The sequence below is a fragment of the Candidatus Didemnitutus sp. genome, assembly GCA_019634575.1.
Classification (GTDB): domain Bacteria; phylum Verrucomicrobiota; class Verrucomicrobiia; order Opitutales; family Opitutaceae; genus Didemnitutus.
Map to the genome: position 1 here is coordinate 2,129,248 of JAHCAY010000001.1, position 17,720 is coordinate 2,146,967.

Sequence of the window (17,720 nt, forward strand, 5' to 3'; positions counted from 1 at the left end):
GGAAGGGCGACAAGGGAGCGCTTTCGCGCGCCCGCGTCAGATGCATCGGATACAAGGATGTTATTAACCTGTCGTTGACTCGTTGGCGAGTAGCCGGCCCGGGGAAGAGGGTGTTGCAGGTTTTCGTCCGTCGCAAGCGCAGGTTGTTCCGCATGCCAAAGAGCCAGCGGGATAAACCGCAGCCTATCCGGGATGGACGCGGGCCTTGCTTTCGGAGCGGTCGCCGTTTCAACTCGCCTCCTGCAACATTTCGACGTGGGCCACGTCACACGACTAATCTCCGCCGCGCCCGCGGCACCCTGCATGAAGCATCTTCTCTCCCGCCTCGCCGCCGGCGCGCTCGCCTTGAGCGTTGCCCTCTCGTCGCTCCCGGCACAACCCGCCCCGACCGTCGCGGCGCCCGCGAACCTCCCGGCCACCGGCGCCGTCGGACCGATCGACCTCCGCGAGGAGAGCATCGACCAGGTCCTCGTGCTCCTCGAGCGGCTCACCGGCAAGACCGTCCTGCGCCCGCAAGCGCTCCCCGCCGCCACCATCACGGTGCGCATCAAGGAGAGCTACACGCGCGAGGAAACCGTCCGCGCACTCGAGACCTTGCTCGCCCTCAACGGCGTCGCGCTCACGCCGATGGACGAACACTTCATCAAGGTCACCGCGCTCAACATGGCCAAATCCGAGGCGCCCGAGCTGATCGACGGCTCCACGCTCTCGCTCCCCACCAGCGGCCGCATCGCCACGAAGATCTTCCAACTCTCGTTCCTCCGTGTCGCCGAATTCATGCCCCAGATCGCCGGCCTGCTCTCGCCCAACACCGGCAGCCCGCCCGTCATCTTCGAAAAGGCCAACGCCGCGCTCATCACCGACTCCGTCAGCAACCTCCAACGCATCGAGACGCTCCTCAACCGACTCGACCAGCCCGCCCTCTCCGGCCTCACGCCGAAATTCTACACGTTGCAATACGCCAAGGCCTCCGACGTCGTGAACAAGATGCGCACCATCCTCTCCGGCGCGCTCCAGTCGCAGATCGGCACCGCCACCAGCTACAACGCCGACGACCGCACCAACCAGGTCATCGTCATCTCCGATCCGCGCCAAGTCGCGTTCTTCGACGACCTCATCGCCAAACTCGACGTCAAATCCGACCCCAACACCCGCAACGAAGTCATCTACCTCAAGCACGCCACCGCCAAGGACGTCGCCACCATCCTCTCGCAACTCGTCGCCGGCCAGAACAACGCCGCGCGCGGCCAGGAATCCGGCCGCCCCAACATCGTCACCGCGACGCCCACCCCCGCCCCCGGCGCCGCTCCCACGCCCGCTGCGACCCTCGTCAACGTCTCCGGCGCATCCAACCTCGCCGAACCGTCCAACCAGTTCAGCGCGCTCCTCACCATCCTCGCCGAAGAGCGCTCCAACTCCCTCGTCGTCTCCGGCACCGTCGACGACATCCGCCTCATCAACGACCTCGTGACCAAGATCGACGTCCTTCTCGCCCAAGTCCGCATCGAGGTCGTCATCGCCGAAGTCACGCTCGGCGACGAAGCCACCTCCGGCATCAGCGCCCTCGGCCTGAAGATCGACAAGGACAAGCTCGTCGGCGGCTCCTTCGCCATGGCCGGCGCGTCCAGCAGCGCCGTCACGGGCACGCGCCAGCCGACCGGCGACGTCGACCTCGCCGCCGAGATCGGTCTCACCACCACCCCCCGCAAGACCAACGCCACCATCCTCTCCGTCCCGAACATCATGACCACCCACAACAAGGAAGGTGAGATGTTCGTCGGCGAGCAGCGCCCCACCATCAGCAGCTACCTCAACGACGGCACCACGGGCAGCACCGGCAACGTCGGCACCGGCTATCGCTCCACCGTCTCCTCCAAGGACATCGGTATCTCCCTCAAGGTGAAGCCGCTCATCGGCAACGACGGCTCCGTCCAACTCGAGATCACGCAGGAAGTGAACGACATCCTCGGCGACATCCAGATCGACGGCAACCCGCAGCCTCGTATCGGCCGCCGCTCCACCAAGAACTTCGTCTCCGTCCGCAGCGGCGAAATCGTCGTCCTCGGCGGCCTCCAGCGCACCTCGAAATCCAAGAGCACCTCTCGCCTCGGGCCCATTCCTTTCCTCGGCGACCTCCTCGGCACCCGCAAACGCGAGGACACCCGCACCGACCTCGTGTTCTTCCTCCGCCCGACCGTCCTCACCAATACTCCCACCGACAACGCCACCGCGCTCCAGCAGATCGACAAACTGCCCGCCAAGGAGCGCGACCCCATCCGCGAAGCCATCGGCCAGCCGCTCCCTAATTCAAAGAAAAAGCGCTGAGACCATGCCCGCCATGCCGCTGCTTCAATCGGTAGCCCGCGACACGGTAGCCCGCGACCTCCGGGCGCGGGTTTGCCCTCGTCTCAATCTCCTTTCTCGCGCCTGATGCAAACGCCAGCCGCCACGCCCGATTTCCTGCACGACTGGCCCGATGCGGACCAGCTGCGCCAGCTCCGCGAAGCTCCCCGCGCCGAGCGCCAGGAACTCCTCGCGGTGTTTCGCAACCTCTCGCCCGGCGCCGTCCTCCCCTTCCTCGCCGAGCAAACAAGTTTGCCCGTCGTCGCCACGCTCGCCGCCGACGCCGACGCGATCGCCACGCTGCCCGCGCGTCTCGTCCACGACTATCAGGTCCTCCCCGTCGCCGTCGGCGACAGAAAGAACGACGACGCCAGTTCCACCGACGCCCCGCTCCACCTCGCCACCTCCTGGCCGCCCGACGACGACGTCCGCGACTGGGTCGCCGTCTTCACGCCGCGTCGCGTGCAATGGCACCTCGCCGCCGCCGACCGCCTCCGCCAGCTCATCATCGAGAACTACGGCGTCGGCGCTGGCTCCATCGAGGACTCCGACGAACCCGACACTTTCGCCAGCGGCCAGGCACTCAACATCGAAGCCGACGCCGATGCCGCCGTCGTCCGCTTCGTCCGCGACATCATCGCGCAAGCCATCGAGGACGGCGCGACCGACATCCATTTCGAACCGCAGGAAGGCCAGCTCCGCATCCGCTACCGCGTCGACGGCCTGCTCGTTCCCGTCCCCGTCCCGGAAAACCTGCTGCGTTACCAGGACGCCATCATCTCGCGCCTCAAAATCATGGCGCGCCTCAACATCTCCGAGAAACGCCTCCCGCAGGACGGCCGCATCAACTTCAAAGCCGGCGACAACGTCCTCGATATCCGCGTCTCCACAATCCCGACCATCTACGCCGAATCCGTCTCGCTCCGTCTCCTGAATCAGAAGAAGGAAGCCTACACGATGGATCGCCTCGGCATGGACGAGTCCGAGCAGGCCATCATCACCAAGGTCCTCGATTACCCGCACGGCATCATCCTCGTCACCGGCCCGACCGGCTCCGGCAAATCGACCTCGCTCAACGCGTTTCTGCGCAAGATCAACTCGACCGATCTCCGCATCGTCACCGTCGAGGACCCGATCGAATACGAAGTCCCCGGCTCGAACCAGATGCAGGTCCGTCCCGAGATTGGCCTCACCTTCGCCAGCGCGCTGCGCCACGTCCTCCGCCAGGACCCGGACGTCATCATGGTCGGCGAAATCCGCGACCGCGAAACCGCCGACATCGCCATCCGCGCCTCGCTCACTGGTCACTTGGTTTTCTCCACGCTGCACACCAACGACGCCCCCGGCGCCATCACGCGCCTCATCGACATGGGCATCGAGCCCTTCCTCGTAGCGTCGTCGATCGAGCTCGTCATCGCCCAGCGCCTCGTCCGCCGCCTCTGCCCGGATTGCGCCGGCACCGAGCCGATCAGCCAGATGAAACTCCGCGACACGCTCGCCGTCCTCGGCCTCGACGCCTCGCTCGCGGAAGGCGTCACGCACGTCCCGAAACCCTGCGGCTGCGAGCGCTGCCGCAACACCGGCTACCGCGGCCGCATCGGCCTCTTCGAGATTCTCCGCCCCGACGAATCGCTGCACGACCTCATCGTCCACCGCGAATCGACGCGCGCCCTCGCCAAGGTCGCCCGCGACCACGGCATGCGCACCCTCCAGCAATCCGGCTGGGCCAAGGTCCTCGCCGGCCACACGACGCTCGAGGAAGTCCTCCGCGTCATCACGGTGGCGGAAAAATGATCTGAGATCGCCGAAACCGGAAACCGGATAGCCGTCCGCTCGCCACCCGCAGTCGCAACATCGAATCGCTTTCCGGTCTCCCATATCCGCAATCCGCTTTCTAGCGATGCCCCGTTTTTCTTACACCGCCCGCTCCGGCACCGGCCAGACCGTCGAAGCCACGCTCGACGCCCCCAGCCGCAAGGACGCGGCGCGCCTGCTCGCGGCCCGCGGCCTGCGCCCGATCAGCCTGAACGAACTCGGCGGCGCTCCCACGGCGGCGGCGAAAAAATCTCCGGCCGTCACGGACGCGCTTCCGCAGCTCTTCGCCGACCGCAGTGCGCAACGCCAGTTCAGCGAGGATCTCCAGCTCCCGTTTTTCCAGGCGCTCTCCGACCTCATCGGCAGCGGCCTGCCGGCCGGCGAAGCCGTCCGCCTGCTCAGCCAGCGCCTGCAGGAACCGCAGCTCCGCGGACTCTGTGCCGCGCTCTGGGAACGCCTCAGCGAAGGCCTCCCGCTCTCGCAAGCGATGGAGTCGCTCCCCGGCACCTTCACCACGCACGCCGTCAACCTCATCGCCGCCGGCGAGGCGACCGGCAATCTCCGCGAAGTTCTCCAGCGCCTCGTCCAGCACTACACGGCGCAACGCGAGATGCGCCGCACGCTGGCCGCCGCCCTCGCCTACCCGGTTTTCATCTGCACGATCGCGGTCGGCGTCATCATCTTCTTCATCTTCTTCCTGCTGCCGCGCCTGCAGACGCTCCTCAATTCGCTCGGCGGCAAGATGCCCTGGGCCACGCGCCTGCTCATCGGCCTCTCGGATTTTCTGCTGCACTACGGCCTCATCGCGCTCGTCGGCGCCGTGCTCACCATCGTGTTCTTCTGGCGCTGGCGCAAAACCACCAAAGGCCGCACCGCCACCGACGCCTGGGTCCTGCGCGCGCCCTTCGCCGGCCGCTTCGTCTCCGCGGCGACGATCCACAACTTCGCCTCCACGCTCGCCGTGCTGCTCGAAAACGGCGTCACCACCGCCGAGGCGCTGCGCATGACCGAGCGCACCATCGCCAACCGCTCGCTGCAATCCGCCTTCCGCGACGCCACCAGCCGCGTGCTCGAAGGCGAAAGCCTCTCGCAATCGCTCGCGAAGACGAAGTGCTTCCCACCGCTCGTCATCGACCGCCTCGCCGTCGGCGAGAGCACCGGCCAGCTCGCCCCGAGCCTGCGCAACATCGCCGCCTCGTATCAGGACGACCTCTCGCGCCAGGTGAACGTGCTCACGCAAGTCATCTCGACCGGCGTGCTGCTCGTCGCGTTCACCTTCGTCGCCTTCATCGCCTACGCAATCGTCTCCGCCGTCTTCTCCGTCAGCGCGAGTTTCAAGTTCTGAAGCGATCCGCGTGCTTCGGGGTTGAGCGTCCCCACCATATCTCCAGCTTTCGAACGGGCTACCGCGCGAGGTTTTCGCGTTCAATTCCTGTCTCCCCTGATGCGACCCACCCCCTTGCCACAAGCCCGGGGCAAACGGCGGACAATCCTGCTGACGCTAGGTTGTCTGCCCTTGCTGCTCGTTTCGCTCGCGGCGGCCACCGAGCGGGAATCCCCGGTCGTGCTGCGCGGCACCTTGAGCGATCAATATCTCGTCAAGGAGGAGCGGCGTTACGAGGCGCCGTTCGAACTGGTCGCGAGTGCGGGCGAATTCCGTATCCGGTCGCTCGATCCCGAGACCAAGCCGCCACTGGCCCAATTATTTGCCTCCGACTATCGCAGCAGTTATCTATCCACGCTCTGGGTGAAAGACGGTGCACCCGATGAGAAATCGGCCATGGCCACGCTGCGCTATGGCATTCCGCTCAAGAGCATCTCGCCCCGGATGGGCTTCCTCGTCTGGATGTGGCTGGCCAGCCGCCTGCCCGCATCGGGAGAATACGACCGGCAGTTCCTCGATCTGGCGCCTCCGACGATCGCGACGCAGCGCCCCGAACGTCAGCGCGCGACCCTCGTGCCGGAGATCGTGCGCGACCGCAACGAACGCGTCACGGGGGTGCGACTTTGGGCCAATCTCGGGGAGACCAAACCCGCGCGCCTCGAACCATCGGGCATGATGTATCTCGCGGCGGAGCTTTCGTTCACGGTCGACTCCGCCGGACGGCCGCGCGAAGCCTCGCTGGTTGTCCACGCGTTGCGTCCGCGCGGCGAACACGCCACTCGGCTACGCACAGAAGTGGTGCGCCGCCTCGCGTTCCGCGCCGACACCGTTCCGCTCGATCGCCCTGAGGCTCTGCGCCGCGCCACTTTCCTCGCTGACCGTGATCCGCCGGCTGTTTTCGTGCACGACTATCGGTTCCCCGATGAGTCCGTTCGCGGCTTCCGCTCCTACCGGATCGAAGCCGGTCAACCGATCCCCTTCGATCCCTCGAAAGCCCCCGCGGAAAACGCCAATCCGTAGTGGCGCGAACCTGTCTCCCGCTTGCCGCCAGGAACTTCAACCATCGCCACTACCCTGTTATTTCGCGGCATTTCCGCCGCGCCCATGGTCTTGTCGAGCTGCTCGGGCTTCAATTGTCCGAAAAACGCATCCGCCCATCCGAGTGTCCGGAACCAGCTGGTTCGTCCGTCTTAGTTTCAGCAACATCCACGCCCATGTCGAAAATCACTCCCTGCCTCTGGTTCAACGGCGACGCCGAAGCGGCCGCCAATTTCTACGTCTCGCTCCTGTCCGACTCGCGCATCGACCGCGTGTTTCGCTCGCCGCTCGATTGGCCGAGCGGCAAGGCCGGCGACGTGCTCACCGTCGAGTTCACCCTCGGCGGCCAGCCCTATCTCGCGCTGAACGGCGGCGATAATTTCAAGTTCAACCCCGCCGTCTCGTTCCAAATCCACACCGCGGACCAAGCCGAAACCGACCGCCTTTGGGCCGCGATCCTCGGTCACGGCGGCACCGAGATGGCCTGCAGCTGGATTCAGGATCGGTGGGGCCTCGCCTGGCAAATCGTGCCGCGCCGCCTCACCGAGCTCATGCAGGACCGTGACCCCGCGCGCGCCCGCCGCGCCATGGCCGCGATGATGGACATGGTGAAGATCGACATCGCCACGCTCGAACGCGCCGTCGTCGCGGAATAGTCCCGGTCGGCAGCGGTGCGCCGCTGCCGGAATCACGGATCGTGCCGATCCGTCGTCGCGGAAAGCGCAAGGCTTTCGCTCGTCCGGGCATGGCGAAATTTTCCCGCATTCCGCGCTCCGGCCACCGAGCCTTCCAAACGCGGCCCGTTGACGCCGCCCGCCCATCCGCCTACGTGTCCGCCGCCCGCTTTTGCGCCATTCCACCCACGCCACCCTGCGTGCCGCGCAACAGCGTCCCACCCATCCCATGAACTCCACGCTGCGCAACATCCTTGCCGTTGTCGCCGGACTCATCGCCGGCGGCTTCGCGAACATGATTCTGATCTCCCTCGGCCCGCGCGTTTTCCCTCCGCCCGCCGGCATGGACATGAACGACGTCGAGAGCATCCGCGCCCACGCGCATCTGCTCCAGCCGCAGCACTTCGTGTTTCCGTTCCTCGCCCACGCGGCCAACGCGTTCGTCGGCGCACTCGCGGCCTACACCGTCTCCGCCAGCCGCCACGCCGTGTTCGCCTGGGCGATGGGCATCGTGTCCCTCTGCGGCGGCATCGCGGCCGCGTTCATGATTCCCGCGCCCAAGTGGTTCGTCGCACTCGATCTGCTCGTCGCCTACCTGCCGCTGGCGTGGCTTGCGATCAAGGTCGGCGAGAAGGTGACCGCCAAATCGCCGGCCGCCTGACCGGGCGATCGTGAAGGCGCGGCGCGCGCGATCAGCGTGTTCGGCTCACGCGCGCCGGGCCGCGCGCTGGATCTCGTCGCGCCGGCGCAAAGTCGCCTGCAGGTTAATTTCTTCCTGGGACGGACGATTCGGCGCCACCAACAGATAGATCACGGCGCCGAGTCCATTGACGAGAATCACCACGAGCACCCACACGATGCGCATCGTCGGATCGAGCCGCTCGTTCTTGATCGCCGAAATCAACGCGTAGAGCCAGAGCGCGAAAAACGCGACCGCCACGCCGAAGAGGAAGATGCCGCCGAGAACATTCATGGAATGCGAAGGTTAGCGTGGCCCGCACCTCCAGACAACCGGGCCGGCGAATCCACGCAACGGCGAATTCGCCCGCGCAAGCGCACACCGCGCACAGCGCCCGCCGCACTTTCGCGGGCGCGCTGGTCTTCGTCGCCGGTTGCAGCGCGGTCGGCTGGGCGGCCGACCTCAGCGTTGCAATTCGGCCGCGGTGACGCGGAAGGTCGCGTTGAGCGTGCCGGGCGCGGCGCGGTCGGCTTGCAGCGAAACCTGCTCGAGACCGACGTAAGGCGAGCGCGCGGAAAGCGTCTCGTAGAATTTCACCAGCGCGCCCATCTCGGCCCGGCGGAAGGTCACCTGCGCGGAGTGGAAGGCAAACTGCGTCGTGCGCTCGCTGCGCTGCCCGGACACTTCCGCGGTCAGGCCCGCCTGCGAGGCGAGCGCGCTGATCTCGGCGACCAAGCGGGTGCCGTTGAGGGTCTTGGCGGGATCGAGCTGCGCCGTGGCCTTGGCGGCACGCGCCTCGATGTCGGCGCGGTTCTTGAGCCAGAGCTGCTGCTCCTCACCGGAGGCGCGAAGTGAGCGCCAGTCCGCCAGCCGCGTGTGGGCGCGACCGGTCGCGCTGAGCAGCCAGGCGATGGCGACGAGCGAGACGAAGGTCACGAGCAGCGCCTTCTCGCGCAGATTGCGGGTGTAGAAAAAGCGTTTCACTTCGCACCTCCTGTGCCGGCGACGCCGGCGAGCGAACCATCCTTGAATGTCGCGACGAAACGGAAGGTCGCGAGGCCTTCGCGCAATTCGACGTTGGACATTTCCAGTGTTGCAACCTGCGGCAGGGCGCGCGCGGCGGATTCGAAGGCACCGACGTTGTCGGCATTGGCGGATTGACCCATGATTTCGATCGTGTCGCGGCCGCTGGTGACGGAGCGCGAGAACACGACGCCGCCGGGGCGGACACTGTTGACCACGGCGAGCATCTCCATCGCGCGCAGGCGACGCTGCGCCATCTCCTCGATGCGCGTGCCGAGCGTCTGCGCGGTCTGAATCTTCTCCACGTTCGGCGCGAGGATGCGTTGGGCCTCGCGCTGCTGGTCGAGCAACATGCCTCCGAGAAAAGCCGCGAGCTCGAGCACCGCCGCGAACGCGATGCATCCGACGGTCACTTGCAGCACCCGCCAGAGAAGTCGGTCGCGCTGCTGTGTGGCACGGCGGTCGGCGAGCACCGCCTTGTCGCGCACATCCATCGCCTGCACGGCGGCCTCCTCGAAACGGGTGGCCAGCGTGCCGCCGCTGCGGCGCGCCACGGTGAATTCGGAAGCCTCCTTGCGCGGCACGACCGAGATCGGGCCGACGAACTCCTCGACCGCGCCGAGTTCGCCGAGCCGGGCCTTCGCCTCGTCGAGCAAGCGGTCGCGCTCGGCCGCTTCGGTGGCGGGCTCGACTTTGCGGGCGAGCACGAGCGCGGGCAGCGAGCCGGCGCCGTCCCACGCCGCCACGATCAGGGAGTTGCCATCGCTCCAGGTGCGGACGGCCTTGCCGGACGACGCGTCGCCGAGCAGCGCCACGAACGCGGGCAGGACCGCGGCGGCGCCGTCCCAACCCTCGGCCGCGAAAAGCCGGCGATGGGTCGCGAACGCGAGCGCGCTGGCGCCATCGGGTGCGGGCAGGAAGCCGTAGTAAAGCTGGCCGACGGCGAAGGGCGCGTGGGTCTCGAGTGCGAGCTCGACCTGTTCCGCCGCCGGCGCGGCGGCATCGAGCGCCACGCGCCGCACGAAGAACGCCTCCGGCGGCAGCACGACGATCTCGTCGAGCGCGGCGGCGGGCGCGGATGTTTCGGTGGGAGTCGGCATGTCAGCTCGTGGGACTGGCTTCGGGCGCGGTTGGTTCGCTGTTCTCTTTGATTTCGAGCACGGTGAAGGGGTAGTTCAAGGCTTTACGCTCGGGCGACGGGGCCGTTTCGACGCTGCCGGGCTTGGGCGCCTCGGTGCGGCGCTGCGGCGCGGAGGCGTTGGCGCCGGCGGAGACCACCGCGCTCAACCGGTAGACCACCTGACCTTGCCGGACATCGACGTTGATGCGCAGCGCTTCGATATTGGTGCCGTAACGGTCGCCCGTGACGCTCGCGCCGATGACGGTGTTGGCCTCGGTGATGGAGCGGAAGACGCCGGTCTCGCCCTTCGGCTTCGGGCGGGCGCGGTAATCCTGCAACGCCTGCACTTCGCCGCTGCCGAGGCCGAGCGCGGTGAGCACACCGGCGCGTGCCGCGTTGAGGTTCACGCGACGGAACGAGAGCAACGACACCTCCTGGCGGAACGCGTCGAAGACCGGCGTCGGCCGGCCGGTTTCGTCGAAAAACACATGTTCGTCGAGCTCGACGGCGGCGAGTTCGCTCCACGAACGGAGCGCGCGATGCGCGGCTTGGTAAGCCGGCGTCGCGGTGCCGTAGTCGGGCACATCCAGATCGACCGCGGCGTCCTTCGGGGCGTCGTGCGCCCAGGCTTGCAGCACATGACTGAGCCGCTCCGCCTGATTGCGCTCCACGCCGGCGAACTCGAGCATCGTCTGGACTTCGGTCTCGCTCGCGTTGGGCAGCGAGAGTTTGGCCGACTCGTCCTCGAACGACACCGTGACGTCGCGGCCGGCGGCGGGCGTGAAGCCGGTGTCGACGAGCGGGTCTTCCCAGCCTTCGGCGGGACTGCGCAAAGCGCCGTCGACCGCGCGAAAATCCGCCAGCACGGCGAGCGTCGTCTCGAGGGCGGAGTAGGCCTCGGCGCGCAGACTCTTCATGTTCGCCGAACGCGCGTCGGCCAGCAGCTCGGTGCCGCTGCGGCGGATGAAGGCGGTGAGGAGAAACGCCGCCAGCAGCACGGTGACGAGCACGAGGACGATGACCGCGCCGCGATTCGGGCGGTGATCCGCGCGGTGAATCGGTAGCCCGCGACCTCCGGGCGCGGGAAACGCATCGACCCGCGCCCGGAGGTCGCGGGCTACCCGGTGGCGATGAGAGTGCGCGCGCATGTTCAATAGTGCGGCAACGCTCCCGGCGCGGGCGGCAGGGTGACGGTGGTTTCGGTCTTCATCGTGCCGTGCGCGAAGCCGAGGCGCAGGCGTTGAGGCATGCGCCAGCGGCCCTGGTTGTCGCGCTGCAACTGGTCGTAGACGCGCCAGAAGTTGCCATCGCCCTCGAGGTATTCGTATTTCAGCTCGGCGCCGAAGGGCGAGAGGACGAACGCGCGCGGCGCGGCGTCGTCGAAGTCCTTCTCGAGGCGCGATTGCCAGTAGAGCACGAGACCCTTGTCGGGTTGCTGCACGAGTCCGCACACGACGTCGGGCAACGGCGTGGTTTTCCACGGCAGCCGCGGGCTGCCCTCGGCCAGTTCGTAGGAGACGAGCGTCATGCGCCGGCCGTCGTCGATCCGGACTTCGCGACCGAAGATCGGCGTGTCGGTCTGAAGCGGCGGGAGCGCGGCGGTGCGGAGCATCGTCTCGACCTCGCGCGTGACAGCGCGCACGTGTTGGTCGAAGAGTCGGCGCTCGGAGCCGGCGCCCCAGATTTCCGCCATCGAGAACACAAAGAAATTCAGCGCGAGCAACAGGCCGCCAAGCAACGCGGCGGCGAGGAGCGTCTCGATCAGCGTGAAGGCGCGCGAGCGGCCAAGGTGGGCGTCGACGTCCCGGCGACGCCGAGCGCCGCGGCAATCCTTGGCACCGTCGGGACGACGGCGCCCACCCCAAAGCGCGCGCAAGCGCGCTGACCCACACGAAGGCTGGCTGCCGTTGCCGTTCATCGCGCGGCCGCCTCCTTCGCCTTCTCGTGCGCAGCGCGCCAGTCGGAGCGGAGCTGTTCGCGACGCTGGGGATCGCTCCAGGTCGGGCGGAGAACCATGAGCGTTTCCGTGGCCTCTTCCTCGCCTTTCAGCGTGCCGCCACTCGTGCGGGTCGTGAGCGTGACCTTGAAAAGATCAGGCACGGCGGCTTCCTCGACCTTGGCTTCCCAGTGCAGGCGGCGGTCGTCCGGCAGCGACATGTCCCCGCCCTTCTCGACTTTCTCGCGCTCGGGTTCGTTCAGCACGGTGTCGCGGAGGAAATCCATGGCGGAGCCACCGGACGCGCGCTGGGCGATGGCGGCGTGCGCGCCGAGCGTATTGGCGTAGGCGGCGCCGAGCACGATCGCGGCGATGGCGAGGATCGCGAGGCCGACGAGCACTTCGACGAGCGTGAAGGCGTGGAGCGCACGCGGCGGGGTCGGGAGACCCCGCCCTACAACCGCGAGATTGTCGGCAGAGTTCACGCCCCTCCTTTCGTCGGGGCCGGGCTGAGCGCGCAGGTCCATGGGTCGACGACGAGGACGCGCGGCTTGCCCTCGGTGCCGACGCGGAGGCGCAGGCGGAAGGGCTGGCAGGTGCCGTCGGGGAAGAAGCGGACGCGCTTGAGCGGCTCCTGATTCTCGGAGAGTTCACCGCCGAGGAGGATGTTGCCGCCGGCTTCCATCGGCAACAGGTCGAGCACGACGCCGGCCGGCAGGGCGTCGCTGCGCGCGCCGCGGTCGCCCCAGAGGAGCTGGCGTTTCTCGACATCGTAGGCGAGCTCGGTGGCGTGGCCGGACTCGAGCGCGACGGTCCGTGCGGCGAGGACGGCCTCGCTGGCGATCTGGTCGGGGCCGCGCTCGTCCATTTGCGCGAGCATCGAGTTGACGCCGGGGATGAAGATCGCGGCGAACAGCGCGAGAAGCGCGAGAACGAGCAAAACCTCGACGAGCGTGAAGGCGCGAACGTGGGCGTTACCGCGGAGCATGCGTTGGACTGGCATCGGTGCGCCTCCCGGCCCTGAGGCGCAGGCGGTCACCAATTGCCGATGTCGTCTTCGGTGCCGTCGGCGTGGTCCGGTCCGACGGAGTAGAGGTCGAAGCTGCCCTTGTTCTTCGTGCCCGGGTAACGGTAGCGGTATTGCTCGCCCCAGGGGTCGAGCGGAAGCTTGCCGCTCGGCGCATCGGCGTAGGGGCCGTGCCAGCGGTCGGCCTTGTTGGCCGGAGCGGCGAGGAGCGCGGCGAGGCCTTCGGTGGTCGACGGGTAGTCGCCGACGTCGATCTTGTAGCGGGTGAGCGAGGTCTTGAGGGCGTCGCGGACGAAGATCTTGGCCACGGATTCCTGGCTGCCGCCGAGGATTTTGTCGGCGTTCGTCACCGCGAGGCCGACGAGTAGGCCGACGATGGCGAGGGCGAGAAGGATTTCGACGAGCGTGAAGGCAGCGCGGGTTTTTCGCGGGTTCATGGGAGATTAGCGGGGCGGTTGGTTGGGCGGAGGCGTCGGCGCGGGCTGTTGCTGGGCTTGCTGGCGCAAAGCGCGGCGGCGGCGGATTTCCTCGGCGACCTGGGCAAGGCGCTGGGCCTCGGTGGCGCCGGGTGCGGTCGGAGCGGCGGCGGGCAGCGTGCTGGGTTGCGGCGACTGGCCGGGTGGCGGTGGGACCACCGCTTGGGGCGGCGGCATGGCCATGGCGGTGACCCGGGCGGTGCGGAGCTTCAGGCTCATGCTGCGGCCCTGATAGTTGAGCGTGACGGTCTCGCTGTCCGCATCGTAGTTCTTCACCTGGAACGGCCGGCCGGTCTCGTTGAGCGAGACCCATTCGGCGCGGTGCGAGGCGGTGTCGGCGATGCTGAAGAAACGCTCGCCGCGATCGACGAAGGTGCCGCGAAATTCCAGCGGACCGGCGCCGGCGGCGGCCTGACCGGCGGCGATGGCGGTGCCGAAGGGGGAACTTTGCACCAGATTCTGCAGCGAGGGCGCGGCCGGTGTCTGCGCCAGCGCGGGCACAGCGAGTAACGCGAGGAGGAGGAGCGGTCGCATGCGGGGAATCGTTCGACTACGTTGGGCGGCTTTTGTGCCGGGGCAAGGCGCGAAGCGCCCCGGGCGCTTCGCGCCAGATTAAGTTTAAGGCTTTAAGTTCAAGTGGGACCACAGCTAGCGGGCGACGCGCCGGCCGCGCCGGCGGTTTCTTAAACTCAAACCTTCAACTTAAACTGGCGGCGGGGAGCGCCGCTACCACGCGTAACCGAGCGAGGAGGTCAGGCGCGAGTCGGAGCGGTAGTTCGGATCGGGGACGGAGTGGTCGTAGTCGACCTCGTAGCGCAGGTTGAGCGACAGGCTGTCCGTGACGCGGGATTGGAGCGCGGCGTTGAATTTGATCCGGAAATTCCCGTCGGCAGGCGCGCCGGTCACGGTGGAGCGGCCGCCGCGCGCGGACATGTTGGGCGAGTCGGCGAGGAAGACGGTGGCTTCCTGCGTGAATTTGAAACGTTTGTCCCATTGGAGCGTGTAGTCCTGGAACGCGGAGCCGAGGAGCGCGGTGTAGTCATCGTAGTCGTCGCGCGAGAGGCGCTGGAGGACGGCGCCGAGGCCGACGTTCACCTGCTGCTTGGGCGCATCGAGGATTTTGTAGCCGCCGCCGAGCTGTTGCTCGACGCTGTAGTTGATCTGCTTGAGGTCGTCGGAGGAATACGTCGTGAGCGACTGGGTGAAGAGGCGCTTGCTGAAGTCGTGGCGCCAGCGGAAATCGGCGAGCTGGCGGTCGGCGGTGACGACGTTGTTCGCCTCGGAGCGCTGCGCGGTGGCGGTGGCGCGATAGCTGTTGGAGTGTTTGTCCCGGCCCTCGATCTGGAAACGCGCGGTGAGGTCGCGCTTCGTCTTGGCGCCATCCTGCGTGGCGTAGCCGAGCTCGATCTGGCGCGTCCATTTCGGGATGACTTTGTCGGTGCGCGCGGCGGGCGCGCCGTCCGGCACCGTGGGGACTTTGGCAATGGCGGCCGCCGTGGCGGGGCTCGGAGTCGGCGCGAGAGCCGAGCGCGGAATCTTCAACGTGCCGAGTTGCGCGTGCTGGATTTCGAGCTCGTCGGCCGATTCGCGCACGAGCGTGCCGGTGAGGCGGTCGCCATTGGCCAGCACCCAGCTGGCGGCGCGGGCGGGCAGCGTGAGGACGAAAGTGACGAGGAGGAGCGAGAGGAGGTGTTGGAGATTTTCCCGGGCGGTCATGCAGCAAAAAAAGACAGGCTGCGCGTTGGACCCCGCACGGGCCAAGGCGTTCGATATTTTCTGGGGCTCATCGCCGACGATGCGGCGCGGCAGGACGAGCGCGACGTTTTCTACGACGTCGCGCCCGGTCCGGAAATTCAGGCGATCTTCCGGCGGCGGCCGGACTTTTGGCCGGTCGTGACGAGCAGTTCCTGGAACCAGCGCGTGCGCAGGTCGAAGTGTTTGCCGCCCTTGACGCGGTTGAACTCGATCGGGCGGAGGTGGCCGTTGGATTCCTCGTCCTCGCCGATGAGGCCGGACTCGCCGCGGAGCGCGCACTCGACGGCGTGCTCGACACAGCGGGCGATGAGCACGAGATCGGCGTCGTTGGCGGCGGCGGAGCGGGCGAAATAGCCGGACTTCTGCACGAGCACCTTCTCGGCACCGATCATGGTGGCGAAGCGTTTGCCGAACCAGGAGCCGACGCCGATCTTGTCGAGTTTCACGTGGCCGAAGGGGTCGCGCTCGATCGATTCGCCGCGCGCGGTCATCTCGGCGATGACGGTTTCGACGCAGGCGCCTTCGGAGACGAAGAGGTTCACGTTGCCGAGGCGGTCCATGACAGCGCGGAGGCGGTCGGACTCGGCATGGAGGTCGAATTCCATCTCGGGCAGGTAGACGCCGTGGACGCTCCAACGCTCCTCGTGGAGGCCGAGGCCGGGGAGGAAGCGGCCGCCTTCGACGAAGCGGAGGTATTCGCGCGTGGTCGCGGCGGTGAGCCAGCCGGAGTGGCGGCCCATGATTTCGTGGACAATGAGCATGCGCGAGCTGGCGCCGTGCTCGCTGACGACGTTCTGGAAGAAGCGGGCGCCCTGCTCCGCCGCGGTGAGTGCGCCGAGGGATTGGCGGATGGGGACGATGTCGTTGTCGATGGTCTTGGGGAGGCCGACGACGGTGAGCTTGTAGTTGTTCTTCTTGAGGTAGGCGGCGAGGTCGGCGGCGGCGGTGTTGGTGTCGTCTCCGCCGATGGTGTGGAGGATGTCGACCTTGTCCTTCTTGAGCTGCTTGGCGGCGACGGCGCGCGGGTCCTGGCCGGGTTTGACGAGGCCGCGCTTCACGCAGTCGTCGACGTTGGTGAGGCGGACGCGGGAATTGCCGATGGGGCTGCCGCCGTAGCGGCGGAGGATGCCGGCCTGCGCGCGCATGTCGTCGGTGACCTGGATGGAGTCGCCGAGGAGGAGGCCCTTGTAGCCGGAGCGATAGCAGATGATCTCAATCTCGGGCGCGGCGGCGGTGTATTGGAGAATGAGTTCACCGACGGCGGCGCTCAGGCAGGGAGCGAGACCACCGGCAGTGAGGATGGCGACTTTGCGTGGCTTCTTCATGGAGAAAAGGTTTACCCAAACGCATTCGGGCGCGGCGGCGCCAGAAAGATTTCGTGGAATTTTTGGACGTGGCGGGGGAATAATTTCGAGGTTCCCCGCCCGCCCGGCAATGCAGCGTCGAGGCGGCGCGGTCCGCAGAGTGTCATAGCGGCCAAATGCAAAACCGGCCGCACTCGCGTGCGGCCGGTTCCCATTCTGCTATGCGTTCCTGTTTCTGGATCAGAACACGACGGTGACGCCGAGCGTGACCCAAAGGTTTTTGTCCGGCGAGGCGAGGTCGCCCCGGGTGTCGGTCCAGTGGCCGCCGAGCTTGGCGGTGGCCTTGTCGGAGAGCTTGATGCTGACCGATGCGTCGAGGCCGTAGTATTTGTAAGTGTAACCGGCGGTGCCCGGGAGGTCGGCGTCGCCGTCGCCGATGTCGTTGTAGCCGAAGTAGGCGCCGACATCGAACGAGCCGTTGCTCATCGGCACGCTGTAGCCGAGATCGGCCTGGAGCGTGTTGGAGTCGAACTTGAAGTCATGGAAGACCGTGAACTTGCCGCTGAGCGGGCCGACCGGCGCGGCGAAGGCGATGGAGCCCTCGTAAGATTTCTTCGCTTCGCTCAGGCTCGGACGAGCCGACGGATAGTAATAATAGGTGCCGCCGAGCGTGACGGAGGCGTTGTTCTCGAGGGAGAACGTGTAGCCACCGAAGAAATCGTATTCCTTGCCCTGCGCCCATGAAGTGTCCTTGTTGCCGAGCGCCTGGCTGGTCCAGATGCCGCCGGAGAAGGCGCCTTGCGTGTAGGTGACGGAAGGCTGGAGGGCCGAGTCCTGGTTTTTCACGCCACGGAAGAAGTAGCGTGTGGTGTAGGTCACGTCGGACGTGATCGAGTAGGAGGACTTGGCTTCCTCGGCGGAAAGGCCGGCAGCGGCAATGAGCGCGAGCGCGGCGAGCAGGGTTTTTCTCATGGTGGTGTTTGCAGTGTGTTTAGGTTTGGCGTGGTCGACGACGCCTAGGGGATGCGACGTCTCGCCCGGCTCTAAGCATCGTCCCGGCCAACTTTCATCTATGACAAAAACATGACACGGAGGCGAGGCACGGTTCGCCGCAGCTTTGCCACGCACCAAAAACGAAACCCGCGG

18 protein-coding genes are annotated in these 17,720 nt (G+C 67.0%); 6 read left to right on the top strand and 12 right to left on the bottom strand.

Going from position 1 to position 17,720, the window contains the following annotated elements:
* Positions 1-303: 303 nt before the first annotated feature.
* From KF715_09125 to KF715_09150, 6 genes are all read left to right on the top strand, one after another.
* Entirely contained in the window at positions 304-2,325 is a 2,022-nt protein-coding gene (locus tag KF715_09125; GenBank protein ID MBX3736837.1) for a type II secretory pathway, component PulD, read from the top strand.
* 105 nt (positions 2,326-2,430) lie between these two features.
* Positions 2,431-4,137: a type II/IV secretion system protein gene (locus KF715_09130; GenBank protein MBX3736838.1), complete on the top strand. Its 1,707-nt coding sequence runs from the start codon at positions 2,431-2,433 to the stop codon at positions 4,135-4,137.
* A 106-nt stretch (positions 4,138-4,243) separates the two neighbouring features.
* Positions 4,244-5,503: a type II secretion system F family protein gene (locus tag KF715_09135; GenBank protein ID MBX3736839.1), complete on the top strand. Its 1,260-nt coding sequence runs from the start codon at positions 4,244-4,246 to the stop codon at positions 5,501-5,503.
* 21 nt (positions 5,504-5,524) lie between these two features.
* Positions 5,525-6,562: a hypothetical protein gene (locus tag KF715_09140; GenBank protein MBX3736840.1), complete on the top strand. Its 1,038-nt coding sequence runs from the start codon at positions 5,525-5,527 to the stop codon at positions 6,560-6,562.
* A 194-nt stretch (positions 6,563-6,756) separates the two neighbouring features.
* Positions 6,757-7,236: a VOC family protein gene (locus KF715_09145; GenBank protein ID MBX3736841.1), complete on the top strand. Its 480-nt coding sequence runs from the start codon at positions 6,757-6,759 to the stop codon at positions 7,234-7,236.
* Positions 7,237-7,483: 247 nt separating this feature from the next.
* Positions 7,484-7,915 carry a hypothetical protein gene (locus tag KF715_09150; protein MBX3736842.1) on the top strand — a complete coding sequence of 144 codons (432 nt, stop codon included), beginning with the start codon at positions 7,484-7,486 and terminating at the stop codon, positions 7,913-7,915.
* A 45-nt stretch (positions 7,916-7,960) separates the two neighbouring features.
* Here the strand turns inward: KF715_09150 and KF715_09155 are convergent, their stop codons facing one another.
* The 12 genes from KF715_09155 to KF715_09210 all read right to left on the bottom strand — a co-directional run bounded on the left by KF715_09155 (position 7,961) and on the right by KF715_09210 (position 17,546).
* Positions 7,961-8,227, bottom strand: coding sequence for a PLDc N-terminal domain-containing protein (locus KF715_09155; protein ID MBX3736843.1), 267 nt, complete (start codon positions 8,225-8,227; stop codon positions 7,961-7,963).
* 168 nt (positions 8,228-8,395) lie between these two features.
* Positions 8,396-8,917 (bottom strand): general secretion pathway protein GspM, encoded by a 522-nt coding sequence (locus tag KF715_09160; protein ID MBX3736844.1) that lies wholly within the window; start codon positions 8,915-8,917, stop codon positions 8,396-8,398.
* Complete coding sequence (locus KF715_09165; GenBank protein ID MBX3736845.1) at positions 8,914-10,056, bottom strand: hypothetical protein; 1,143 nt, start codon at positions 10,054-10,056, stop codon at positions 8,914-8,916. The genes KF715_09160 and KF715_09165 overlap by 4 nt, the downstream gene beginning before the upstream one ends.
* A gap of 1 nt (position 10,057) precedes the next feature.
* Positions 10,058-11,224 (bottom strand): general secretion pathway protein GspK, encoded by a 1,167-nt coding sequence (locus tag KF715_09170; GenBank protein MBX3736846.1) that lies wholly within the window; start codon positions 11,222-11,224, stop codon positions 10,058-10,060.
* A gap of 2 nt (positions 11,225-11,226) precedes the next feature.
* On the bottom strand, positions 11,227-11,994 hold the full coding sequence (locus KF715_09175) for a hypothetical protein (GenBank protein ID MBX3736847.1): 768 nt from the start codon (positions 11,992-11,994) through the stop codon (positions 11,227-11,229).
* Positions 11,991-12,497: a prepilin-type N-terminal cleavage/methylation domain-containing protein gene (locus KF715_09180; protein ID MBX3736848.1), complete on the bottom strand. Its 507-nt coding sequence runs from the start codon at positions 12,495-12,497 to the stop codon at positions 11,991-11,993. The genes KF715_09175 and KF715_09180 overlap by 4 nt, the downstream gene beginning before the upstream one ends.
* The gene (locus KF715_09185; GenBank protein MBX3736849.1) at positions 12,494-13,015 is read right to left on the bottom strand and encodes a prepilin-type N-terminal cleavage/methylation domain-containing protein; all 522 of its coding nucleotides are present in this window, start codon (positions 13,013-13,015) and stop codon (positions 12,494-12,496) included. The genes KF715_09180 and KF715_09185 overlap by 4 nt, the downstream gene beginning before the upstream one ends.
* 32 nt (positions 13,016-13,047) lie before the next feature.
* Positions 13,048-13,476: a type II secretion system major pseudopilin GspG gene (gene gspG, locus KF715_09190; protein ID MBX3736850.1), complete on the bottom strand. Its 429-nt coding sequence runs from the start codon at positions 13,474-13,476 to the stop codon at positions 13,048-13,050.
* 6 nt (positions 13,477-13,482) lie between these two features.
* The gene (locus KF715_09195; protein ID MBX3736851.1) at positions 13,483-14,049 is read right to left on the bottom strand and encodes a hypothetical protein; all 567 of its coding nucleotides are present in this window, start codon (positions 14,047-14,049) and stop codon (positions 13,483-13,485) included.
* Between the two features lie 192 nt (positions 14,050-14,241).
* A complete protein-coding gene (locus KF715_09200) occupies positions 14,242-15,231 on the bottom strand; it encodes a DUF481 domain-containing protein (protein MBX3736852.1) in 990 nt (329 codons plus the stop codon).
* Between the two features lie 137 nt (positions 15,232-15,368).
* Complete coding sequence (locus tag KF715_09205; protein ID MBX3736853.1) at positions 15,369-16,595, bottom strand: pyrophosphate--fructose-6-phosphate 1-phosphotransferase; 1,227 nt, start codon at positions 16,593-16,595, stop codon at positions 15,369-15,371.
* 219 nt (positions 16,596-16,814) lie between these two features.
* Complete coding sequence (locus tag KF715_09210; protein ID MBX3736854.1) at positions 16,815-17,546, bottom strand: TorF family putative porin; 732 nt, start codon at positions 17,544-17,546, stop codon at positions 16,815-16,817.
* Between the last annotated feature and the right edge of the window lie 174 nt (positions 17,547-17,720).